Below are 22,136 nucleotides of genomic sequence, written 5' to 3'. Positions count from 1 at the left end.
AATATCTATACTTTATATTCTATACAGTTGATATCAGTATTATTATAGCATAGATCAAAGGGGCAAAAAAGATACATATAACTGATAATTATTAAATAAATATTAAATATTATAAAGCATTAATGGCTATTTGAGTAAGTAATATATTTATTGATATGCAATGCAGTGTATGTTTATTTCATATTTATAAGTTGGTATAATTAAATTAACAAATGGGAGGTGATTGGAATGGATTTTGAACGTCGCTATGATTCTATTGAAGAAGTTTTAGATGTAGCAAAGTCTGCAGAAGGTAAGCTTGTAAAGGAGTATGATGTAACTAATCGACTTGAGACGAAGAAAAATAAGGGAGGCATAGGTCAAATCATTGAAGAAGGCTTATTTCATATGGCTCCCAATAGTCGTGCAGAAGCTGATTTTGCTAACCTAGATCTTGAATTAAAGGTTACTGGCATCAAAACAAATGTAAAGCAGACATCCTTCTCAGCCAAGGAAAGATTGGTTCTCAATATTATTGATTATATGGAAGAGTATAAGCGTACTTTTGAAGAATCATCGTTGTGGCATAAGAATAAAAAAATCTTGCTTATGTTTTATAAATGGATTGATGGTGTGAATAAAGGTGAATTTCCTATTCTTAAATCCGTTATCCATCAATTTTCTGAATCGGATTTAGCTATTGTTAAGCAAGATTGGCAAATTATTATAGATAAAATCAAAGCGGGTAAGGCTCATGAAATTTCTGAGGGGGATACCATGTATCTTGCTGCTTGTACAAAAGGTGCTAATGCAAAGAGCATGCGAAAGCAACCTTTTTCTGATATTCCTGCAAAACAGAGAGCCTATTCGTTAAAGAACTCATATATGACTGCTTATGTAAGACGAATTCTTATGAATGAAGACGTAATCTCAGTTTTCAAACCAGAAGAATTAAAGTCTAAATCAGTTGATGAGTTATTACATGAAAGATTTGCACCTTATATTGGGCGTACATTATATGAATTAAAGCGTCACATTAACTTTGCAGAAAACAAGAATAAAGCGATGTATGCAAATCTGGTCAGTGATCTACTTGGTATAAAAGGCACTAGTCTTGAGGATACTGAGGAATTTGCTAAGGCGAATATCAAATTTAAGACTATCCGTTTAGAACCAAATGGTGTTCCGCGTGAACATATGTCATTTGAACAAATTGACTTTGATAGATGGATCAATGCATCTTGGGAAGAATCCCAAGTATATGAAACATTTGAAAATACAAAATTCTTATTTGTTGTATTTCAATTTACTGAGACTGAACGAGAGAACCCTAACAGAGTACCCTATTTGAAAGGCATTAAGTTGTGGAATATGCCGGAGCAAATTATTGAGACTGAATTAAAAGATTTATGGCAAACGGTGCATGACATATTAGCAGTTGGTGTTGAACTAACACAAACACCAAGAGGGGTAAAAAATAATTTACCAGGAGCTAAGTTTAATGGCGTTTGCCACATTAGACCAAAAGCTGCTAATGCAGCCGATAAAGTTCGATTACCAGATGGCCAAATGATTACAAAACAGACATATTGGTTAAATAGAGAGTATATTGCAGAAATAGTGAGAGAGTTATAATTTATGGATTATAGTGAGAGAACTAAATTTAATTTTGAAGATGACTTGTTGGGAGAGCAGGCCGTAAATAAGTTTTTGGTTGATTTTTTCTATGAAAAATTCAAAGAAAAAGGATATATTATCGATTTTGAGGTCTCTAGAGAGTTAAATAAGCAGCATGCAGGAAGTGATACTGTTCTTATTCTTAAAAGTGGAAAGAAAATTGTTGTAGATGAAAAGGCCGCTATCCATTATGCAAAAACTAATTTAAAGGAAAAAGCTATGCCCACATTCGCCTTTGAAGTGTCTTATATGTATAATGGGCAATTAAAAGAGGGTTGGCTGACTAATCAGAAATATAATGCAACACAGCGATATTTATTATGTTGGTTATGGGTACAGGCTGGGACCAATAAAAGCCGCTTAAAGTATGATGACATTGTGCAAATAGAAGCTATGTTTTTTGAAAAGACCGACATTCAAGAATACATTATAAATATAGTCACTGCTGATACAGATATCGTAAAGTTTCATACTGTAGCTTCTGATAAAAGAGTAAGTTTAGAAGAAAAAATCTTGCAAAAAGCACTTGATAAAATTGATGAACCTGTAGGGAAAGAGACATATCCTAAGTGGTATTTAACTGGTAGGAATATATTATCTGAGCAACCTTTAAATATAATACTTTATAGGAATCAATTAGAAGAATTAGCTACATCGCATTGGTTGGTAACGAGAAAAGAACTTATAAATTTAGATAAGAAATAGAAATTCGATCTTGATCTCTTCTCTAGAATCTGATATAATATGTTCGAAGTATTTTATTGATAAGGGGTTATAATGAAGATATTTTCTATGTTTGATGGCGTAGGTGGGTTTATAGTAGGCCTTGAGAATTCAAGTAAAGAGGTCTTTCAAACACTATATTCTAATCAGTATGAACCATCGAGAAAGATACAAGATGCTTACGAAGTAGGTTTATATAGATTCCCTAATATGGAACATATCGGGACCGATGTTGCACTCATTCCAAATGAGAAGTTTGAAGAGATGAAGCAAAATGGTGTTGATATGATTGTAGGTGGATTCCCATGCCAAGATTATTCTGTAGCAAGAAGTAAAAAGAACGAACTCGGTATTGAAGGTAAAAAAGGGGTCCTTTTTTGGGAGATAATTCGTGCTACCGAGGTTATTAAACCAAAATATTTAGTTCTCGAAAATGTAGATAGACTACTAAAGGCTCCATCTAGTCAACGAGGAAGAGATTTTGCAGTTATGTTAGCTGCGTTTAATGAACTAGGTTATTCTGTTGAATGGCGTGTTATTAATGCTGCTGATTATGGTCGTGCACAGCGACGTCGTCGTGTTTTCTTCTTTGTATTTAGAAATGATACAAAATGGGCTAAACGTTTACATACAACATATGAAGCAAAATTCTCTAAAGATACAACTATAGAAGAACGATTAGCACAGTATCAAAACTATATTTTTAAAGATGGTTTGTTTGGTCGTCAGTTTCCAGTAGAAGAAACAGCCGTAAAAAAACGCGTACATGCGAATCAGTTAGTGGGCGATATTGCCGAGGTTTCCGAAACTTTCAATGATGGTAAATTTTGGAATTCTGGATTGATGACCAATGGATATTACTATACTATTGAAACCAATCCAATTGTTGAGCCACCGATTACAATGGGGAAAATCGTAGTTCCAGAAGAAACTGTTGATGCTAAGTATTATATTACTGGAGACAAACTTGAAAAGTTCAAATATCTCCGGGGGCCTAAAAAGTTGACACGCACTTCAGCAGATGGTCATGAGTATACCTATGCAGAGGGGGGCATGAGTGAATATGATTCCTTGGATTTGCCAGGCCGAACAATGCTTACATCGGAAGGTAGTGTCAATCGCTCAACTCATTTATTAAAAATTAATGGAAATTATCGCTTGATTACACCTATTGAAGCAGAGCGTTTACAAGATTTTCCGGATGATTGGACAAAATTCAAACTCAATACAAAGGGTGAGGTTGAAGAAGTATCAGATCGGATGAGAATGTTCTTTATGGGTAATGCTTTGGTAACAGGTATCGTAAAGCGCATTGGCGATGAGTTACAAAAAATAGATAAGATATAATATTAAAGAGGCTTTTATAGCCTCTTTTTTGTATAATAACCCTTGCTGATTGTATTCTATACTCCCCTCGTATATAATGGTATTAACAGATTTGTATTTTTCGATATAATCACATGAAAGGAGTCATTATGTCTAATTTCATTACTCCTAACGAATTATTACCTATCATGGATGAGGTTATCATCCTCGATGCAAGAGGGTTTCAAGATTATAAACGAGGTCATATTAAAGGCGCTTTTCCCGTCGATATAGATAAGGATTTGACTGGTCCTATCGGTGAACATGGGGGACGTCACCCGTTGCCGGATATGGAGCAATTGGCGGAAACCTTCGAGACATTTGGTATTAATGAAAATTCTAAGGTCGTTGTCTATGATTCTTGGATTTTCTTGGCTGGTCGCCTTTGGTGGACCTTGCGCTACATGGGTCTTAAAGATGTACGCGTTCTATCTGGCGGTATTGAAAGATGGGTGAAAGAAGGTCATTTGTTGACTAAGGATCCTACGCTTTTGCCTACGGAGCCGACGACGTTCAATTATACTCTACAAAGCGAAATGACCATGAGTCGTAATGAGGTATTGGAGGCGAGTAAGTCCGGTTCTCATGTTATCGTCGATGCCCGCGCACCAGAACGTTATGATGGTTCGGTGGTCGATGTTATGGATGGCATGACAGGACATATTCCGGGGGCTGTTAACCATTTTTATGAAAGTGGCTATACTTCGGAAGGTCCTCGGTCTATTAAGGACTTAGAAAATGAGTTCTACAATGAAATCTATCAACAAAAACCTGTTGTTACCTATTGTGGATCTGGTGTTACCGCATGTAATGCTCTACTTGTTATGAGTGAAGCGGGACTTAACTCTGCTTTGTATGTAGGTAGTTCTAGCGATTGGGTAACCTATGATGAATTCCCAATTCAAACGGGGGTTGAAACATTATGAGAATGTTAAATCATATTTTATCGGTCGTTGCATTTGCTTATTTATGCTATCATTTGTATACTTACGGCCCTGGTCTATTCAATGTAACGGTTATGATTATCTTTTTGTTATCCGTTGTGGCGAATTACTTTAGATATCGTAAGGAAAACGAAATGAAAGCTAATGAAGCATCACGACAAGCACGCGCTCAAGCTAAGTATGATCGAAAACATAAACATGCTCGTGAAAGCTAACTTTCACAAATAATATTGTATATAAATGCCTTATAAGGAGTATCAATGAAATTAATATCTTGGAATGTAAATGGATTGCGTGCAGCCGTAACAAAAGGCTTTATCGATTCCTTTAACGAATTAGATGCAGATATTTTCTGCTTGCAAGAAACAAAATTACAACCCCATCAAATTGAATTAGAATTACCAGGTTATGAACAATTTTGGAATAGCGCAGTGAAAAAAGGCTATAGTGGAACCGCTGTATTTACACGTATTAAACCGATTGCGGTGACAAATGGTATCGGCATTGAAGAACATGACCAAGAAGGCCGTGTCATTACTGCTGAGTATGATAATTTTTATCTCGTTTGCTGCTATACGCCGAATAGTCAACGTGAATTGGCGCGTTTAGACTATCGTATGACTTGGGAAGATGCGTTCCGTGCATACCTATTAGAATTGGATAAAAAGAAACCTGTCATACTCTGTGGTGATCTCAATGTGGCTCATAATGAAATCGATTTGAAAAATCCTAAAACAAATCGTAAGAACGCTGGCTTCTCCGATGAAGAACGAGCTAAGATGACAGAATTGTTGGAATCTGGTTTTACTGATACATTCCGTTATTTGTATCCTGATGCGGTTGATGAATATAGCTGGTGGTCCTACATGGGCAAGGCTCGCGATAGAAACGTGGGATGGAGAATTGACTACTTTATTACATCTAAACGGTTGGACGACAAAATTAAAGAGGCCAAAATCCATCAACAAATCTTTGGTAGTGATCACTGTCCAGTGGAACTCGATATTGAATTATAATATGTGATATGGTGAAAGCTTGGCTTCATATATCGATATTCACGTATAAAGCCTCATCTACGGATGAGGCTTTCATAAGGAGGAACGATGGCACAAAAGCAAAAAGCCGTTGTATTATTTAGTGGCGGCGTAGATAGCACAACATGTTTGGCACTCGCCATTGAGCGATTTGGCAAAGAGAATGTGGTGCCCTTATCCATACAATACGGCCAAAAACATAGCAAGGAATTAGAGGCTGCAGCCAACGTATTAGCATACTACGGCATAGAAGGCAAAACGATGGATGTAACAAAACTGTTTGCATTCAGTAATTCATCCCTATTGAAGCAGTCCACAGAGGACGTCCCTACTGGTTCCTACAAGGAACAACAAGATGAACATGGGGAAGGACCCGTTAGCACCTATGTACCATTTAGAAACGGCCTGTTCCTATCCGCTGCGGCATCCTTAGCCTTATCCCTCGATTGTGGCTATATCTATTATGGCGCCCATGCCGATGATGCAGCTGGCAATGCATACCCAGACTGCACAGAAACATTCTACACATCTATGGGTAATGCCATCTTTGAAGGCTCCGGCCAAGAATGCTCCCTTGAAGCACCATTCATCAATTGCAACAAAGCCGACGTAGTCCGCGAAGGCCTTCGCCTAGGCGTGCCATACCAACTTACCTGGTCCTGCTACGAAGGCGGCGACCACCCATGCGGACATTGCGGTACCTGCATCGATCGCCAAGAAGCCTTCCGCGCAAACGGTATAGAAGACCCTGCAAATTAGTCGTTCGCCGTTTGACGGACCAATGTTAGCATAACGTAAAGAATGCAATTGAGCATATACCGTTATGCAATAGAATTGATTGCTTTCGCAGAGCGCTTTAGTAGGTCGAAGCCTTCTCCCGAAGACTCGTCAAAATAGATGTTCGCCGTTTGGTGGGCGGATGTTAGCATAATGTAAAGAATGCAATTGAGCATAAACCGTTATGCAATAGAATTGATTGCTTTCGCAGAGCGACTTTAGTAGGTCGAGGCCCTTTCCCGAAACCCCGTCAAATTAGTCGTTCGCCGTTTGGCGGGCGGATGTTAGCATAACGTAAAGAATGCAATTGAGCATAAACCGTTATGCAATAGAATTGATTGCTTTCGCAGAGCGACTTTAGTAGGTCGAGGCCCTCGGCCGAAGACCGTTAAGCTAGCTGGAGCGGGTGCAAAAGCAATCAATTCTATCACCACAATAACACCTAGCCGTAACAAATGATTTATGTTATGATAAATATCGAGCCAAACGGCGAACAACTACATAAGACAGTTTGAAACCATCCTGTCTCTAAACAAAACTACGGAAAACATAAGCACATTCGAGCATGGTAGTTTTGCCATGCTCTTTTTTATTGAAAAGGAGGTGAGTGCATGATTTCTACACGAAAATTAACGATTTCTGCTATGGTAGTAGCATTGTATATTGTTCTTATTTATCTAACCCAAGGAATTTCCTTCGGTGCGTACCAAATTCGTATAGCTACATCTTTATATGCACTTGCTTATGCCTTTCCGTTCTTAATCGTTCCTATGGGCATAGGTAACCTCATTTCTAATTTCTTGTTCGGAGGCCTTGGCATCCTTGATATGGTAGGGGGCTTTGGTGTTGGTATTTTGACGACTGGTATCATCGTATTGATGCGCCGTGCTGGACTTAGCGCGTGGTGGGCGATGCTGCCAATTATCTTAGTACCTGCATTATGCGTACCATTGTGGCTTAGCCCACTCGTAGGTGTTCCGTACTGGGCATTGGTGATCAATTTATTGATTGGTCAAACAATCCCAGGCATCGTAGGTGCTACATTGGTGAAAGCTCTCGCATCTCGCCGTACAGTAGCCGCTTTGATGAACGCCATTAAATAACTACATAACATATAACATAAAAGGACTGACTTTCACAATGGAAAGCCAGTCCTTTTACTATATGAAATTGTTGGAGAATAACCTTAGCAATTGTAGCCGCGAAGTGTTGTTTCTATGACAAGTCGTTCGAGGGCTACCATGTATGCAGCTAGGCGAGGGGCTACATTGTATTTTTGTTGCATTTGCCATACTGCTTCAAAGCTGTTTTGCATATTTCTAGTGAGGCGTTCATTTACCTCTTCGAGGGACCAGTAGAAGCCAGCTTTGTTTTGCACCCATTCATAGTAGGATACAACTACACCGCCACCATTAGCAAGTACGTCAGGAATAATATCGATGCCTTTTTCAAAGAAGTATGTATCCGCATCATTTGTAGTTGGACCATTAGCACCTTCTAAGATAATCTTAGCACGTACATTTTCCATGTTGTCCTTGTTAAGTTGATTTTCAAGGGCTGCCAGATAGAGGATATCCACATCTTGGGCTAACAATTCTTGGCCGGTAATGGTAGTCATGCCTGGCTCGGAGTAACCAACCAAGGAACGACCATGAGAATTAGCATATTCATAAGCTTTTTCAACATCAAGGCCATTTGGATTGTATAGATTAACAGCTACGTCGCCGATAGCTACAACCTTAGCACCAGCTTCTGCAATGAGGCGAGCACCAACGGACCCTACATTACCAAAGCCTTGAACGGCGACAGTCATGTTTTTAATATCTAAGCCTTTTTTGGCTAAATAGCATTGTAATGCGATAAGGCAACCACGGCCGGTAGCTTCGTTACGACCTAGGGAGCCGCCTACTTCGATAGGTTTACCTGTAACGATACCTGGGCTCCATTCGCCTTTTAATGTGCTGTATTCATCAACAATCCAGCTCATGATTTGTGCATTTGTATTTACGTCGGGAGCAGGAACGTCGGTATTAACGCCGATGATAGGTGCAATGCGACGTACAAAGTTACGCGTTAACCGTTCTAATTCGCGAGGGTTCAATGTTTTAGAATCAACCTTGATGCCCCCTTTACCACCACCATAAGGGATATTAGCAATAGCATTTTTTATAGTCATCCAAGCCGCTAATGCACGAACTTCGTTTTCATCAGAATCTGGGTGAAAACGAAGACCGCCTTTGGCACTGCCACGCAATGTGGAGTGTTGACAACGATAGCCTTCATATACGCGGACTTCGCCATTGTCTAGTTGGAGTGGAACGGATACCTTTAGTTCCCGTTCTGGATGGCGTAGTACTTCATAATCATTTCTTGTATAACCCAGTTTTTCGGCCGCTACATCAAGTGTGTTTAACATGTTTTCATAGGGATTATAGTTTTGCATATAAAAGTCCTCCTGATAATTCAGAATCAATGGATTGTTTAAATGTCTTGCTATTTATTGTATTCGACATGGACGAATGAATACCCTACATACAATGTTAACTATATTCTATAGTTGGATATGATTGTAAATAGTTAGAGCTTTCACAAAAAATAGGGTCCTTATTCCAAAGAATAAAGACCCTAAGAATCGGTATATATTATTTTTCGATTGTATCTTCTACAGGTGTAGCAGGTACAGAGGAATCTGTAGTTTGACCTTCGCCCCACCATACAATACCAAATGTATGATTAAGAATGGAACGGTTAAATACAGGCGTATCGATACCAGCTTTACGCTGTTTGATGTAATCATCAAGCGCAAGACCTGCGGTACGTCCCATGCGAACGATGGAGCTAATGTTTGTTAACACTAAGAACGCCATGAATAAGTCGGCTAGGTTCCATACAAGATCAAGGGATGCGATAGAGCCGATGAATGTCATTAGGACTACGCCGATACGGAATAAATGGAGACAATATTTTTTGTCTGTTAAGTGGCTGATGTTGATTTCACCATAATAGTAGTTACCGATAAGGGAACTAAAGGAGAACATTACGATGAATACAGCAACAGCAGTAGGTGCCCAGGAACCGAGCTCTTGAGCTAGATTGTATTGAACAAGTGCTACACCAGTAAGACCTGTTGTGCTATAGTCGCCAACCATGAGAACGATAAACGCGGATGCTGTACAGATAATGAATGTATCAAGGAATACACCGAATGCTTGAACAAGGCCTTGTTCTACAGGGTGATTAACAGCGGCTGTTGCAGCTGCATTTGGTACAGAACCTTCACCGGCTTCGTTGGAGAATAGACCACGTTTAATACCATTCATTACAGTAGCACCTAATAGACCACCACCGGCTGCAGATGGTTCAAATGCAGATGTAACGATTGTATAGATTACATGAGGGAATTGGCTGATATTGGAGATGACTACGAATAAGGCAGTCACAATGTAAAGAACAGCCATGATTGGAACGATGATTTCAGATGCTTTGGCAACGCGGTTGATACCACCAAAGATGATAAGACCAACAAGTACGGCTACAACAACACCGGTATAGGCTACATCAAAGTTGAAAATTTGAAGGGATGCAGCCAATGTGTTGGCTTGTACAGAGTTGTAAATCCAACCATAGGTAATGCTGATTAAAATAGCGAATAAAACCGCTAGGAATTTGTTGTTGAGACCATAGCGGATATAGTAGGCAGGACCACCGTAGAAACCGCCTTTGGCAACAGGTTCCTTGTAAATTTGAGCGAGTGTACTTTCAATAAAGCCAGTAGCAGCACCGATAAGGGCGATAACCCACATCCAGAACACGGCGCCAGGACCGCCAAGTACAACGGCGATAGCGATACCAGCGATGTTACCAACACCTACGCGAGATGCGGTACTAACGCAGAATGCTTGGAATGAGGATACATGGTTCTTTTCTGTTTTAGAACCAGCGCCAGAAGCGACAAGGCGAACCATTTCCTTAAACATGCGGATTTGGACGGCACCAGTGGTCATCGTAAAGAAGAGACCAGCACCGATGAGAATAAAGATGATTAAGTAGTTCCACAGGTAGGTATTGACTGTGGAGACTGCATCATTGAGTAGAGCTTCCATAAAACTCACCTTTCTTTAATAACACTATAAAATTTGTATCTATTGTACCAAAAAATGAAACATTCTTCTATAGAATATAACAAACACGCATACATAAATACAATTTATATCTATGTATGCGTGTAGTATGCAGTCATCTAGGAGTTTCTAGTATTATATATCATCTGTACTAAAGGACTTGGCATCCTCCATGCCTTGTAATAAGGTTTGTTCAGAATGTTCCATGTGGATACGCGCTAGTTTACGAGCTTGTACCGCGTTATGGGATGCGATGGCTTCGACCAAGAGGCGATGCTCTTCCCACGTTTTGCGTAACCGGCCTGGTTGGTTCATGGAAAAGCTGCGGAATCGGTATGTTTGTTCGCGCAAGTTGTGGACGATGTCTGCTAAGCGCTCATTACGGGAAGCCTTGTAGAGGACCTCGTGAAATGCTACGTCTGCGGCTACTACACTATCCATATCTTTGTTTTCCATGTGATCGCCGATTTCCACGAGCATGCGCTCTAGCGTTTCTATTTCATCGCTTGTAATGCGCTCTGCTGCAAGTCCAGCGGCTAATTCTTCAAGGGCGGAACGGATTTCGAATACTTGGGTAATATCTTTTAACGAAATATTTGCCACATAGGTACCGCGACGTGGAACCATTACGACGAATCCCTCAAGTTCGAGTTTGCGAATCGCTTCGCGGATAGGGGTTCTGCTCACACCGAGTTCTTCGGCGAGAGGAATTTCCATGAGGCGTTCACCCGGTTTAAGGGTGCCGTCCTGAATGGCCGAGCGTAATGTTTCACTCACTACTTCGCTTAATGGTTTATAGGCATCTAGACGTATAGGTTGCAATCGTTTTGTCATTGTACCTCCTCCTGTGTGCAGGTTTTTGTAATTAGTGAAAGCCAGTTATGACCAGCTTTTTTGATCTCTTCTTGTAAGGACAATGCTTGAGCCGGTTTTTCTAATAAGACAACCATGGTAGGGCCACTACCGGTCATGATGGTTGGATAGTCACGGCTCGTAAAGAACTCTTTACACGTAATCAGTTCGTCGTGATCAGGGAATAATAATTCTTCAAATGTATTAGCGCTATTTGTGAAAGCCCCATACATATCATTTTGTTCTAAATGGTGTAATACATTAGTAATTGTATCTGAAGTGGCGTTGGACTGACCGTTATAACGACCGTAGGCTACTGCAGTGGATACAGAAATTTCAGGTTTTACCAATAATAGCCAATGAGGTTCAGGTGATGGATGATAGACGAGTTTTTCACCGCGACCTGTACCACGAGCCGTGCCACCTTTTAATAAGAATGGTACATCGGAGCCGAGTTTAGCACCTAATGTCATCAACTCATCCATGGTGAGGCGCAAATCCCAAAACTTATTGAGGCCTAGTAGCATCGCTGCTGCATCTGCGCTGCCACCGCCAAGACCTGCCGCCGCGGGTACGCGTTTCATGAGGTGAATAGCAGCGCCTGCCTTACATCCTGTATACTTTTGTACTTCGCGCAATGCTTTTAATGCTAAATTGCGTTCATCATAGGGGATGAGATCTTGAATGTATTGTGGTAACTCTGGTGCTACACCGGAGAATACAACGGAGTGATGTTTGGCAAAGTAGATGGAGTCAGCCAAACGAATAGACTGGAATATACTGTCGATATTGTGATATCCGTCATCGCGTTTACCAGTAATAGCAAGGCCGATATTGATTTTACTATGACCTAATTGTTCGATACTTTTTGACATAAAATCCTCGATGCGACATATGATTTGTACAAATTTCTATACCATTCGTACATGAGATTAAAAATGATTGAAAATAAACATTAAGTAGTTTATGATGAAACTGTATATGTATGTAAATATATAGTGATAATGCTATATATTCAATTAATTAATTATAGAATATTTATAGTGAAATGGCAATTTAGGGAGGCCTATATGTGGTCTAAATATAAAGATGATGTATACCAATGTATAATCGTTGCCATAGGCTGTGCTATTTTTGGCGTTGGCATCGATGCGTTTGTGTTACCGCACAAATTGGTGAGCACAGGAATTAGTGGTGTTGGTCTTATACTCTATTACATCACAGGACTTTCCGTTGGTACATGGAATGTGATTTTAAACATTCCTATATTTTGGGCGGCTTGGCATTGGCTAGGCAAGCGCGTGGTGGTCAATACCTTGTATGGTACCGTCATGTTGTCCTGGATGGTAGATGCCTTTGATTTCTTGCAATACAATATGGTCATTTCTGATCCATTGTTGAGTTCTATGATGGCTGGTGTTACAACGGGGATAGGCCTCGGTATGGTATATCGTGTTGGCGGTAATACGGGTGGACTTGATCCGATAGCATTGATTGTCCGAAAATACTATGGGCTTCAAATGGGATCCATTAATAGTGTCATCAATGCTGCTATCTTAGCAGCTGCTGTATTTGTGGTTGGCTTAGAGGCTGTAGCGGTTACACTCGTATCGTTGTATGTATATACGATTATTACCAATAAGGTCGTCATTGGTTTTAATCAACGAAAGGTAGCTTTCATCATTACCTATCGAACCTATGAGGTCTGTGATGCGGTCATTAGTAAGGTCGGCCGTGGTGCGACGATTATCAATGGTATCGGTGCTTATACTAGAACGCCGAAACAGATTGTAATGGTAGCGGTTAATTTGCTGCAAGTCAATAAATTAAAAGAAGTTATAGAAGAAGTGGATAATGAGGCTTTCATTCTCATCACAGATGCACAAGAGGTTATCGGCAAAGGATTCACTACACCTGTTGTGCCGACGTCGATAGAAAATCTCGTCAAAGAATGTAAGGATAATGCTCATTATGTAGAACACAAAGATTAGAATAAGGAGGCTAGCATGGCTCATGCATTAGCAGGAAAACCTGTTCAAGAACAAGATATTATAGATGTACAGACCATTGTAGATGCGTACTTTGATAATGTTCCAGATATGACAAATCCTACACAATTGGTTTCATTCGGTACATCTGGCCATCGTGGTACCTCCGTAGATGGTACATTTACAGACCTTCATGTGGCGGCTATTACACAAGCCATTTGTGATGGTCGTAAACAATTTGGTGCTACTGGTCCAATATTCGTAGGCCAAGATACGCATGCATTATCTCAGCCCGCACTAGTGACCGTGCTTGAGGTATTAGCTGGTAATGGCGTTACAGCTATGGTAGATTGTGATATGGCTTTCGTCCCAACACCTTCTGTATCACGCGCTATTATTCGATACAATGAAGAACATGACGATAAGGCGGACGGTATCATTATTACACCGTCTCACAACCCGCCTGATAATGGGGGCATTAAATATAATACGATTATCGGTGGTCCTGCTGATACGGTGGTGACAAAATGGATTGAGATGCGTGCCAACGAGTATTTGACTGCCTATTGTGAAAGCGAGGACTTTAAGCGCATTAGCATAGATAATATTGAACCTACTGCACAAGTGCCATATGACTATAAAGGCTTATATGTGGAAGAATTAGGCGATGTTATTAATATGGAGGCCATTAAAGCGGCCGGTCCAAAGGTATTGGTGGACACATTAGGTGGTAGCGGTGCCAGCTATTGGAATGCTATCAAGGAACGATATGATCTTGATTTAACTATCATTCATGATGATTATGATCCGACCTTTAGTTTTATGACCTATGACCATGATGGCAAAGTTCGTATGGACTGTTCTTCCACTTATGTGATGGCTTCGGTTATTAATCGAATCGGGGATTTTGATTTAGCAGTCGGTAATGATCCTGATTATGATCGCTATGGCATTGTCGTGTCCAGTGGGCTTATATCGGCTAATACATTTTTAACATTAGCAGCTCGCTATTTATTTACCACGCGGGGATGGAAAAATAAGGGTGTTGGTAAGACTGTTGTATGCACTACGATGATTGATAAATGGGCTGCTGATGCTGAAATTCCTGTGTTTGAAGTACCTGTGGGCTTTAAATATTTTTCACAGTTTTTATTTGATGGAGCCATTGGCATAGGTGGTGAAGAAAGTGCGGGCGCTTCCTTCTTGAAAAAGGATGGCACTGTTTGGACTACCGATAAAGATGGTATGATTATGGCTTTGTTAAGTATGGAAATCATGGCCGTTATGGGCAAATCTGCACTAAAAATGGCTGACGAATTTGTTGAGGAGTTTGGAAATCCAAGTTTTGGCCGTATTGATGCACCATGCAAAAAAGAGCAAAAACAAATCCTAAAACAAATGAGTGCTGAATTAATTACTGCCACTACTGTTGATGGTGATCCCATCACGAATATTCGTACCACATCATTGTATAATGATATGCCAATCGATGGTGTACGCGTAGAAACTGATAAAGGGTGGTTCGTAGCTAGACCATCTGGTACAGAAGATTTATACAAAATTTATGGTGAAAGTTACAAAGGCGATTTAGGTCTGGTGGCACTACTCACTGCAGGTGAGGAAATTGTCAATGCTGCATTAAATGGCACCATAGAGACCGAATGAGCATTCTCATAAAGTTTTCACGCTCTTAATATGATATATGTGATATAATATATTAATATAGTTTATAGAATGAATGAATTTTCATTTACATAGTTTGTAGTGAGTCAGAAAAGGTGATTGTATGAAATTAGTAGTTACCGTAGTTGGTGTCGACCGAGTAGGTATCATTGCTGGTGTCAGCAGTATTTTGGCAGACCATAAAGTAAATATCTTATCTATTAATCAGACGATTCTAGATGGTTTGTTTAATATGATTATGATGTGTGAAACCGAAACTAACGACGTAAAAGATTTAACATCTATTCAAGATGCTTTATCCGAACTAGGTAATACATTAGGCGTAGAAATTCGTGCGCAACATGCTGATATTTTCCTTAGTATGCACCGCGTTGGATAGGGAGGCGCACATGTTATCTATTGACAATATTCTTGAAACGAATCAGATGATTCATGATAACAAGCTTGATGTGCGTACCATTACAATGGGCATTAGCTTGTTAGAATGTGCATCTAGCTCTGGTAAAGAACTCTGCAATCGCATTTATGACCGTATTACCAAAGAAGCTGAACATTTGGTTAAAACCGGTGAGGACATTGAGCGTGAATTTGGTGTGCCTATCATCAATAAACGTATTTCTGTAACACCGATTTCCTTAGTGGCTGGTGGCAGTGATTTAACATCTTATGTACCAATTGCAGAAGCGCTTGACCGCGCAGCCAAAACTGTGGGTATTAATTTTATCGGTGGTTTTTCTGCACTCGTTACGAAAGGTGAGACTAAAGCTGACCGTATTCTTATCGATTCTATTCCTGAAGCGTTAGCCACAACAGACATCGTTTGTAGTTCTGTTGGTGTTGGTTCCACTAAAACAGGTATCAACATGGATGCAGTTCGTGATATGGGCATTATCGTTAAAAAGACGGCTGACCTTACTAAAGATAATGATGCACTTGGTTGTGCTAAGCTCGTTATTTTCTGTAATCCTGTAGAAGATAATCCATTTATGGCAGGTGCTTTCTTCGGTGTAACCGAAGGTGATAGCGCTATTTCCGTAGGTGTATCTGGCCCAGGTGTTGTAAAACATGCTCTTGAAGCAGTGCGTGGTGAACCATTTGACGTTGTGGCCGAAACTATTAAACGTACGGCGTTCAAAATTACACGTGTTGGTCAATTGGTAGCACAAGAGGCATCTCGTCGCCTTGGTAAACCATTTGGTATCATCGACTTGTCCTTGGCACCAACGCCTGCAGTAGGTGACTCCGTAGCTCATGTCCTTGAAGAAATGGGCTTATCTTCCTGTGGTTGCCATGGTACTACAGCAGCATTAGCCTTGTTAAACGATGCGGTGAAAAAAGGTGGCCTTATGGCATCCTCTCACGTAGGCGGTTTAAGTGGTGCTTTCATTCCGGTTTCTGAAGATGCAGGCATGATTGATGCTGTATCTTGCGGTAGTCTATCCCTTGATAAATTAGAAGCTATGACTTGTGTATGTTCCGTAGGTCTCGATATGATTGCTATTCCTGGCGACACAACAGCAGATACAATTTCTGCTATCATCGCCGACGAATCTGCTATCGGCATGATTAATAATAAAACAACAGCAGTCCGCGTTATCCCAGTTCCTGGTAAAACAGTTGGAGAAGTTGTTGAATTTGGCGGCCTTCTTGGCTATGCTCCAATTATTGAAGTAAGTCCATACAGCGCAGCTGAGTTTATTGCTCGTGGCGGTCGTATTCCAGCACCTATTCGCAGCTTAACAAACTAAGTTGAAACCTCGAATCTGTTGAATTCGAGTTGTTGGAGGTGTACTTATGAGTGAGTATGTGCCTGATTATGTGTGGGCCTTTGTGTTGGCTCTCGTCATAACCTTTGCACTAACCCCCTTGGTTAAGCGCTTTGCTGTTGCCGTAGGGGCCATTGATAAACCTGATGCTCGTAAAGTGCATCATGGTGCTATTCCCCGTCTTGGTGGATTGGCTATTTTTCTTGGTTATATAGGATCTGTGCTATTTAATAATAGTATTCCTCATGACCATAAATTATTCGGGTTCGTATTGGGTACTGTTATTCTAGTACTTGTTGGTATTTGGGACGATATCCGACAAATTGAACCGAAGACGAAATTGATGGGGCAAATTATTGCTGCAGCCATTCTTGTGGCCTATGATATTCGCGTAGACTTTATCAACCTCCCTTGGGGTGGTGTAGTTTACTTGAAGTATTGGGCCATTCCGTTGACCATATTCTGGATTGTAGGATTTACCAATATTGTCAATCTAATCGATGGGCTTGATGGCTTGGCAGCAGGGATTTCCTTTATCGCTTGTATTGCCGTATGTGCGATGACATTACAATTAGGTCAAATTGATTTAGCTTGTATCGCATTGGCTCTTGCAGGTGCTACGGTAGGTTTCTTGCGGTACAATTTTAATCCCGCCAAGATATTTATGGGGGATACCGGTTCGATGCTCCTCGGCTATACCTTAGCAGCCATATCTGTTATGGGGGCCGTGAAAACGGCAGCTACCATTGCTTTAGTTGTTCCAGCTATCGTTCTTGGTTTACCTATATTAGATACATTGTTTGCTATCGTACGTCGTAAGATTAGTGGACGACCTATCTTTAAACCAGATAAAGGTCATGTACACCATCGTTTATTGGCACAAGGCTTATCTCAAAAACAAGCAGTATTGATGATGTATGCCGTTACCGCTCTCTTCGGTGGTGTTTCGGTTATCGTTGCAGAGGTTAATGCTTGGATTGGTTGCGTACTAGTCTTAGCCATTTTCCTATGTAGTATCTATGTGGCTCGTCGCTTGGGTGTTATTACACATAGTGATGCGGCGGGACATCCCTTACCACGCCCTACAATTGAACGTAGCGATTTAGATGAGACTATTTCGTTTGATCGCAAAGAATTGGCAAAAGCATTAGAGCATTCAGATGATGACTCTAAAAAAGAGTAACCAATGTAGGGGCGCAATGCGCCCCTTTTTTATTAGACTCTGTGGAGGATGAGTAAATGTTGAAAGTAATGACTATCTTTGGTACAAGACCAGAGGCAATCAAAATGGCTCCGCTAGTAAAAGCCTTAGAAGCGGCACCAGATATGGAGCCAATTGTAACTGTAACAGCACAACATAGAGATATGCTCGACCAAGTGTTGCGCCTGTTTGACATTACGCCTGATTATGATTTGAATATCATGAGCCAAGGTCAAACGTTGTACGATGTGACAAATCGTGCATTGATGGGATTAAAATCCGTTTTAGAAGAAGCAAAACCTGATGTAGTACTCGTTCATGGTGATACGACAACAACCTTTGCAGGTGCGTTGGCATCCTTTTACCAAGAAATCCCAGTAGGTCATGTGGAGGCAGGCCTTCGTACAGGCGATATTTACTCTCCATTTCCAGAAGAGATGAACCGCAAATTAACAGGTTCCTTGGCAACCTATCATTTTGCACCTACTGCTAGTTCTGAAGCGAATTTAAAACGAGAAAATATTAATACTGATCACCTTTATGTTACTGGTAATACTGTAATTGATGCACTAGATACAACGGTAAAAGATAATTATGTCTTTGATGATGCGGCTATTAATGCACTGGATCCAAATAAGCGTACAGTTCTTGTTACCACACATCGTCGTGAAAACCTTGGTGAACCTATGCGCCATGTGTATCAAGCCATTCGTGATTTATTGAATGATTTTGATGATATTCAAGTGGTATTCCCAGTGCATAAAAATCCTAAAGTTCGTCAAGTAGTTCGAGAGGAACTAGGGGATGTTGACCGTGTTACACTTATCGATCCTCTTGATTATGAGCCATTTGCAAACTTGATGGCTAAGTCCTATTTAATTCTTACAGATTCTGGCGGAATTCAAGAAGAGGCCCCCGCTCTCGGTAAACCAGTTCTCGTATTGCGTGATACTACAGAACGCCCCGAGGCTGTTGATGCTGGTACAGTACGCCTTGTAGGTACTGATAAAGACGCGGTATATAAAGCTGCTCATGAGCTATTACATGATGCAGCAGCGTATAAGACGATGTCGAATTCGGTTAACCCCTATGGTGATGGCAAAGCATCTGAGCGTATCTTGCAAGCTTTACGTCACGAGTTCTTAGGCGATGCTAATCGTCCTAATCGATTTGGTAAATAATATGGACAAGGATATGGTGAAAGCTCTGGCGATGGCTACATCGGCAGGGCTGACCCTTTTATTTTGTATCGGTGGATTTATCTGGATAGGATATAAATTGGATACATGGATGGATACCATGCCATTATGCATGGTTATTCTTGGATTAATCGGTGCCCTAACAGGCTTTTATATGTTATATAAACAGATACAATAATGCCATAAAGCCGGTAAATATACGTATTTACCGGCTTTATTTATTTGCAGATTGTTTTAGATTTTTTAAAATCAACTCGGTTGCTCAACCGTTGCTCAACTTTTGGAGAAAGTTAAAGACGCATAATCCTCACATAAAAGGCTATTCTTATCAGGTAATTTATTTACTGCTGCTACTAATTCAGACACGTCTTTGTGGATATATACTTGATTGGTTACGTCCGAATGTCGATGACCTAATATAGTTTTTGTCGTAGCTTCCGATATACCGATATGAATTAATAGCGTAGCGCATGTATGCCTTCCATCGTGCGGGAGGTGCCCAGGGAAATGCTTGTTTAAGTAGTTTCGAATAGCTACTAATAAGTGCTTAGGCGTATCTTTCGGAAGTAGATATTCGTGCCGTTGGAAGCTACTTAACTTATACCACTCCTTAATGAATGGTAGGATAGATTCCGCAATCGGTATGATGCGATTCTTACCTGCTGCAGTTTTACTGCCACCAATCATGTATCTATCTTTAATATAAACATCTTTTAGTTTAATGCCTTGGATTTCACCAGGTCGTATTCCTGAATATATGTACACCAATAATATGCGAGCATCCCGGTCTGTTTTTGCCAGCTCCCATAAATGAGATATCTCAACAGGTGTAAAAGGTTTATGGATTTCAGATTTTACCTTTTGTGGAAGCGTTACAAGCGCAGCATAGTTCTTATCAACGATATCATTTTTGATAGCAGCGTCAAAAGTTGCTTTCATAGCAGTTTTAATTTGTACTAAAGTTGTATGGCTTTTATCTGCATACCTGTCAATGACGTCTTGCATATGTGCAAGTCTTATGTCCTTGATAGGTATTTTTAGTAGATGCTCAACCTTCTTTTTATTGTAAAGATAGCCGCCTTTTTCTAAAATAACCCCTTTACGTATCTTATCTTCAATCATCCATTCCCAACATTGGCCAAAGGTCGTATCCTTGACTTCATATTGCGGAGCATTAGCATCATAAGCCGATAATGCATTATGCGCTTCTTTTTGCGTTGCAAAGGTGCCTATTGATTTACGTAAGGGCTTACCCTCAGAATTGTATCCGAGAGTCACCACGGCTCGATATGGCTTACGTAGGGGCTTATGCTTCATCTTGTAAACGGATCCTGTTCCGTTGGCGCGTTTCATGGCCATAGATATATCCTCCTTGTTTATAGTGAATAAGCCTCAATAGTTCCGAATTTGTTGACGTCAACAAATTCGGAAGAACCCACATCAGAACTAACTTTTTTTCAGCATAAAAAGCCCTATTCAGTACGTGCAATTTTTGCACGTACTGAATTTTTGTATCTGCAAAACGATATAATAAAAAGACCCATCCTGGCGCGCTGTAGTCGTTAAACCCTGAAGCGTGGATGGGTACTGGTACCCTTATTATATCACGCTGTGCACGGACTGTTATAAATTATTAATGCTGACGGAGTCTACTTCTCCCGTATCCGCTTTGATTTTCACAAAGAACATACCTCGAACCATTGCGCCAAATCCATTTTGTGCGTCAACCGTGCCACGAACGGTAACGCTATTATCATAACGAATGACTTGTTTTATATCAAATTTAGCAGTAGATGGTGCCTTTAGTCGAGCGGATACAGCGTCTTTAGCTGCCACTTGATATGCTGCTTTTTGTTGATCACTAATATAGACATTGCTAATGTCGTTCATCTTTTGTCCATTTTTGTAAACTGTAGAGAAGCTGTTTTCGATTTCACTAACTTTATCATTTTTGATGCGGAAGAATGTTTGTCCATACTTTTCATCAACAATGTAATACACGCCTTGCTGATCTGCTACTTTATTTACATTACCGAACTCAGTGACCCCAACGCTTTGTAATTCGGTAAGTACTTGCTGGGACTGTTCTTTTGATAAACCTGTTGCATCTTTAATATTATCAACAGGCCCTCCGCAGCCGGCAATACATAAAGCAGTAATTAAAACCCCTGTTACTAACACTTTTTTCATTTTTTTTATCTCCCTAAATTTTAGACAGCATATAAGTTCGCCCTATAGGCGACCAAGCTCCTAGTAAATCTCTAGCACTCTTAAATACGTCGTATTCCGATTTTGTTATACACGATATTACTTGCTCGTAGTCAGATCTTGTTTTTATATAAGGGAAAATATCGCTGAGTTGATTGCTGTAAAAGTTCAAAAGATCTTGGTTAATTGTTGGCGTTTCCCTATACACTTTGCTACTTGCTAAAGAAGCTGCCTGTTTGCTTAAGCCAAATAAATGTCTGTACATAAAATATAGATCCTGAAATGTTGCCGAGTCTTTACGATATTTAGAAATTGCGCCTAAAACTAATGTAGTTGGCGCCAAAATTTCTCTTGTAAACGTATTAGCCTCCCATTCCATTAGCTTTCTTTCGTCTTTACTGCTGTTCTGGCACGCTAATTGGTGCTCACGAATAATGTGCCCTGCCTCATGATAAATACTCCATATTTTGCGGGCTTTGGTAGAAACCTCTGAATTATATAATAGATGGAATTGTTGTGTTGATGGTAGATAATATGATACGGCATCATTTGATTGCGTTAATCGATTTAGTTGAAAGGAGCTTATATTATAATCCCTCTCAACTTCTTTGTAAGTCAT

General features: G+C 40.2%; 22 protein-coding genes. 15 read left to right on the top strand and 7 right to left on the bottom strand.

Translation table 11 applies throughout. The features are described 5' to 3' along the window. The first annotated feature begins 228 nt into the window (after nt 1–228). The 8 genes from RYP29_RS02825 (at nt 229) to RYP29_RS02790 (ending at nt 7,602) form a co-directional block, all read left to right on the top strand. Entirely contained in the window at nt 229–1,614 is a 1,386-nt protein-coding gene (locus tag RYP29_RS02825; protein ID WP_311532128.1) for a Sau3AI family type II restriction endonuclease, read from the top strand. Nucleotides 1,615–1,617: 3 nt separating this feature from the next. Then, nucleotides 1,618–2,361, top strand: coding sequence for a hypothetical protein (locus RYP29_RS02820; protein WP_311532127.1), 744 nt, complete (start codon nt 1,618–1,620; stop codon nt 2,359–2,361). Nucleotides 2,362–2,433: 72 nt separating this feature from the next. Next, entirely contained in the window at nt 2,434–3,726 is a 1,293-nt protein-coding gene (gene dcm, locus RYP29_RS02815; protein WP_311532126.1) for a DNA (cytosine-5-)-methyltransferase, read from the top strand. A 128-nt stretch (nt 3,727–3,854) separates the two neighbouring features. Next, complete coding sequence (locus RYP29_RS02810) at nt 3,855–4,670, top strand: sulfurtransferase (protein WP_311532125.1); 816 nt, start codon at nt 3,855–3,857, stop codon at nt 4,668–4,670. Then, complete coding sequence (locus RYP29_RS02805; protein ID WP_285416599.1) at nt 4,667–4,903, top strand: hypothetical protein; 237 nt, start codon at nt 4,667–4,669, stop codon at nt 4,901–4,903. The genes RYP29_RS02810 and RYP29_RS02805 overlap by 4 nt, the downstream gene beginning before the upstream one ends. Before the next feature lie 45 nt (nt 4,904–4,948). Further along, nucleotides 4,949–5,704 carry an exodeoxyribonuclease III gene (locus RYP29_RS02800; protein ID WP_005377116.1) on the top strand — a complete coding sequence of 252 codons (756 nt, stop codon included), beginning with the start codon at nt 4,949–4,951 and terminating at the stop codon, nt 5,702–5,704. An 87-nt stretch (nt 5,705–5,791) separates the two neighbouring features. Continuing rightward, nucleotides 5,792–6,481 carry a 7-cyano-7-deazaguanine synthase QueC gene (gene queC / locus RYP29_RS02795; protein ID WP_311532124.1) on the top strand — a complete coding sequence of 230 codons (690 nt, stop codon included), beginning with the start codon at nt 5,792–5,794 and terminating at the stop codon, nt 6,479–6,481. Between the two features lie 629 nt (nt 6,482–7,110). Next, the gene (locus tag RYP29_RS02790; RefSeq protein WP_009661691.1) at nt 7,111–7,602 is read left to right on the top strand and encodes a QueT transporter family protein; all 492 of its coding nucleotides are present in this window, start codon (nt 7,111–7,113) and stop codon (nt 7,600–7,602) included. A gap of 83 nt (nt 7,603–7,685) precedes the next feature. Here the strand turns inward: RYP29_RS02790 and RYP29_RS02785 are convergent, their stop codons facing one another. The 4 genes from RYP29_RS02785 to ispE all read right to left on the bottom strand — a co-directional run bounded on the left by RYP29_RS02785 (nt 7,686) and on the right by ispE (nt 12,347). Next, nucleotides 7,686–8,942: a Glu/Leu/Phe/Val dehydrogenase gene (locus tag RYP29_RS02785; RefSeq protein WP_311532123.1), complete on the bottom strand. Its 1,257-nt coding sequence runs from the start codon at nt 8,940–8,942 to the stop codon at nt 7,686–7,688. A gap of 199 nt (nt 8,943–9,141) precedes the next feature. Then, a complete protein-coding gene (locus RYP29_RS02780) occupies nt 9,142–10,602 on the bottom strand; it encodes an alanine/glycine:cation symporter family protein (RefSeq protein ID WP_311532122.1) in 1,461 nt (486 codons plus the stop codon). A gap of 153 nt (nt 10,603–10,755) precedes the next feature. Further along, complete coding sequence (locus RYP29_RS02775; RefSeq protein WP_311532121.1) at nt 10,756–11,454, bottom strand: GntR family transcriptional regulator; 699 nt, start codon at nt 11,452–11,454, stop codon at nt 10,756–10,758. After that, complete coding sequence (gene ispE / locus RYP29_RS02770; protein ID WP_016476475.1) at nt 11,451–12,347, bottom strand: 4-(cytidine 5'-diphospho)-2-C-methyl-D-erythritol kinase; 897 nt, start codon at nt 12,345–12,347, stop codon at nt 11,451–11,453. Before ispE ends, RYP29_RS02775 begins: the two co-directional genes overlap by 4 nt. Nucleotides 12,348–12,542: 195 nt before the next feature. Between ispE and RYP29_RS02765 the strand changes: the two genes are divergently transcribed. The 7 genes from RYP29_RS02765 (at nt 12,543) to RYP29_RS02735 (ending at nt 19,487) form a co-directional block, all read left to right on the top strand. Beyond that, a complete protein-coding gene (locus tag RYP29_RS02765; RefSeq protein WP_156717708.1) occupies nt 12,543–13,463 on the top strand; it encodes a YitT family protein in 921 nt (306 codons plus the stop codon). Nucleotides 13,464–13,478: 15 nt separating this feature from the next. Next, nucleotides 13,479–15,125, top strand: coding sequence for a phosphoglucomutase (locus tag RYP29_RS02760; protein ID WP_311532120.1), 1,647 nt, complete (start codon nt 13,479–13,481; stop codon nt 15,123–15,125). 121 nt (nt 15,126–15,246) lie between these two features. Further along, nucleotides 15,247–15,522 (top strand): ACT domain-containing protein, encoded by a 276-nt coding sequence (locus RYP29_RS02755; protein ID WP_005377141.1) that lies wholly within the window; start codon nt 15,247–15,249, stop codon nt 15,520–15,522. Nucleotides 15,523–15,532: 10 nt separating this feature from the next. Next, nucleotides 15,533–16,891, top strand: a complete 1,359-nt coding sequence (locus RYP29_RS02750) for a PFL family protein (protein WP_311532119.1) — start codon at nt 15,533–15,535, stop codon at nt 16,889–16,891. Nucleotides 16,892–16,937: 46 nt separating this feature from the next. Next, nucleotides 16,938–18,092 carry an MraY family glycosyltransferase gene (locus RYP29_RS02745; protein ID WP_287503116.1) on the top strand — a complete coding sequence of 385 codons (1,155 nt, stop codon included), beginning with the start codon at nt 16,938–16,940 and terminating at the stop codon, nt 18,090–18,092. Between the two features lie 56 nt (nt 18,093–18,148). Further along, nucleotides 18,149–19,291 carry a non-hydrolyzing UDP-N-acetylglucosamine 2-epimerase gene (gene wecB / locus RYP29_RS02740; RefSeq protein ID WP_005377046.1) on the top strand — a complete coding sequence of 381 codons (1,143 nt, stop codon included), beginning with the start codon at nt 18,149–18,151 and terminating at the stop codon, nt 19,289–19,291. 1 nt (nt 19,292) lies between these two features. Further along, nucleotides 19,293–19,487: an AtpZ/AtpI family protein gene (locus RYP29_RS02735; RefSeq protein ID WP_311532116.1), complete on the top strand. Its 195-nt coding sequence runs from the start codon at nt 19,293–19,295 to the stop codon at nt 19,485–19,487. A gap of 95 nt (nt 19,488–19,582) precedes the next feature. Here the strand turns inward: RYP29_RS02735 and RYP29_RS02730 are convergent, their stop codons facing one another. The 3 genes from RYP29_RS02730 to RYP29_RS02720 form a co-directional block, all read right to left on the bottom strand. Beyond that, entirely contained in the window at nt 19,583–20,668 is a 1,086-nt protein-coding gene (locus RYP29_RS02730; protein ID WP_311532114.1) for a site-specific integrase, read from the bottom strand. Nucleotides 20,669–20,932: 264 nt separating this feature from the next. Then, on the bottom strand, nt 20,933–21,490 hold the full coding sequence (locus RYP29_RS02725) for a hypothetical protein (protein ID WP_311532112.1): 558 nt from the start codon (nt 21,488–21,490) through the stop codon (nt 20,933–20,935). Between the two features lie 22 nt (nt 21,491–21,512). After that, nucleotides 21,513–22,136 (bottom strand): ImmA/IrrE family metallo-endopeptidase, encoded by a 624-nt coding sequence (locus tag RYP29_RS02720; protein ID WP_311532110.1) that lies wholly within the window; start codon nt 22,134–22,136, stop codon nt 21,513–21,515.

Source organism: uncultured Veillonella sp. (genome assembly GCF_963534045.1).
Lineage (GTDB): Bacteria > Bacillota > Negativicutes > Veillonellales > Veillonellaceae > Veillonella.
This window is presented reverse-complemented; position numbering and strand designations above follow the sequence as displayed.

Excerpts from the sequence above, each read along its gene's own strand:
- RYP29_RS02825 (WP_311532128.1), top strand. The coding sequence starts at position 229 with ATGGATTTTGAACGTCGCTATGATTCTATTGAAGAAGTTTTAGATGTA.
- RYP29_RS02820 (WP_311532127.1), top strand. The coding sequence starts at position 1,618 with ATGGATTATAGTGAGAGAACTAAATTTAATTTTGAAGATGACTTGTTG.
- dcm (WP_311532126.1), top strand. The coding sequence starts at position 2,434 with ATGAAGATATTTTCTATGTTTGATGGCGTAGGTGGGTTTATAGTAGGC.
- RYP29_RS02810 (WP_311532125.1), top strand. The coding sequence starts at position 3,855 with ATGTCTAATTTCATTACTCCTAACGAATTATTACCTATCATGGATGAG.
- RYP29_RS02805 (WP_285416599.1), top strand. The coding sequence starts at position 4,667 with ATGAGAATGTTAAATCATATTTTATCGGTCGTTGCATTTGCTTATTTA.
- RYP29_RS02800 (WP_005377116.1), top strand. The coding sequence starts at position 4,949 with ATGAAATTAATATCTTGGAATGTAAATGGATTGCGTGCAGCCGTAACA.
- queC (WP_311532124.1), top strand. The coding sequence starts at position 5,792 with ATGGCACAAAAGCAAAAAGCCGTTGTATTATTTAGTGGCGGCGTAGAT.
- RYP29_RS02790 (WP_009661691.1), top strand. The coding sequence starts at position 7,111 with ATGATTTCTACACGAAAATTAACGATTTCTGCTATGGTAGTAGCATTG.
- RYP29_RS02785 (WP_311532123.1), bottom strand. The coding sequence starts at position 8,942 with ATGCAAAACTATAATCCCTATGAAAACATGTTAAACACACTTGATGTA.
- RYP29_RS02780 (WP_311532122.1), bottom strand. The coding sequence starts at position 10,602 with ATGGAAGCTCTACTCAATGATGCAGTCTCCACAGTCAATACCTACCTG.
- RYP29_RS02775 (WP_311532121.1), bottom strand. The coding sequence starts at position 11,454 with ATGACAAAACGATTGCAACCTATACGTCTAGATGCCTATAAACCATTA.
- ispE (WP_016476475.1), bottom strand. The coding sequence starts at position 12,347 with ATGTCAAAAAGTATCGAACAATTAGGTCATAGTAAAATCAATATCGGC.
- RYP29_RS02765 (WP_156717708.1), top strand. The coding sequence starts at position 12,543 with ATGTGGTCTAAATATAAAGATGATGTATACCAATGTATAATCGTTGCC.
- RYP29_RS02760 (WP_311532120.1), top strand. The coding sequence starts at position 13,479 with ATGGCTCATGCATTAGCAGGAAAACCTGTTCAAGAACAAGATATTATA.
- RYP29_RS02755 (WP_005377141.1), top strand. The coding sequence starts at position 15,247 with ATGAAATTAGTAGTTACCGTAGTTGGTGTCGACCGAGTAGGTATCATT.
- RYP29_RS02750 (WP_311532119.1), top strand. The coding sequence starts at position 15,533 with ATGTTATCTATTGACAATATTCTTGAAACGAATCAGATGATTCATGAT.
- RYP29_RS02745 (WP_287503116.1), top strand. The coding sequence starts at position 16,938 with ATGAGTGAGTATGTGCCTGATTATGTGTGGGCCTTTGTGTTGGCTCTC.
- wecB (WP_005377046.1), top strand. The coding sequence starts at position 18,149 with ATGTTGAAAGTAATGACTATCTTTGGTACAAGACCAGAGGCAATCAAA.
- RYP29_RS02735 (WP_311532116.1), top strand. The coding sequence starts at position 19,293 with ATGGACAAGGATATGGTGAAAGCTCTGGCGATGGCTACATCGGCAGGG.
- RYP29_RS02730 (WP_311532114.1), bottom strand. The coding sequence starts at position 20,668 with ATGGCCATGAAACGCGCCAACGGAACAGGATCCGTTTACAAGATGAAG.
- RYP29_RS02720 (WP_311532110.1), bottom strand. The coding sequence starts at position 22,136 with ATGACTTACAAAGAAGTTGAGAGGGATTATAATATAAGCTCCTTTCAA.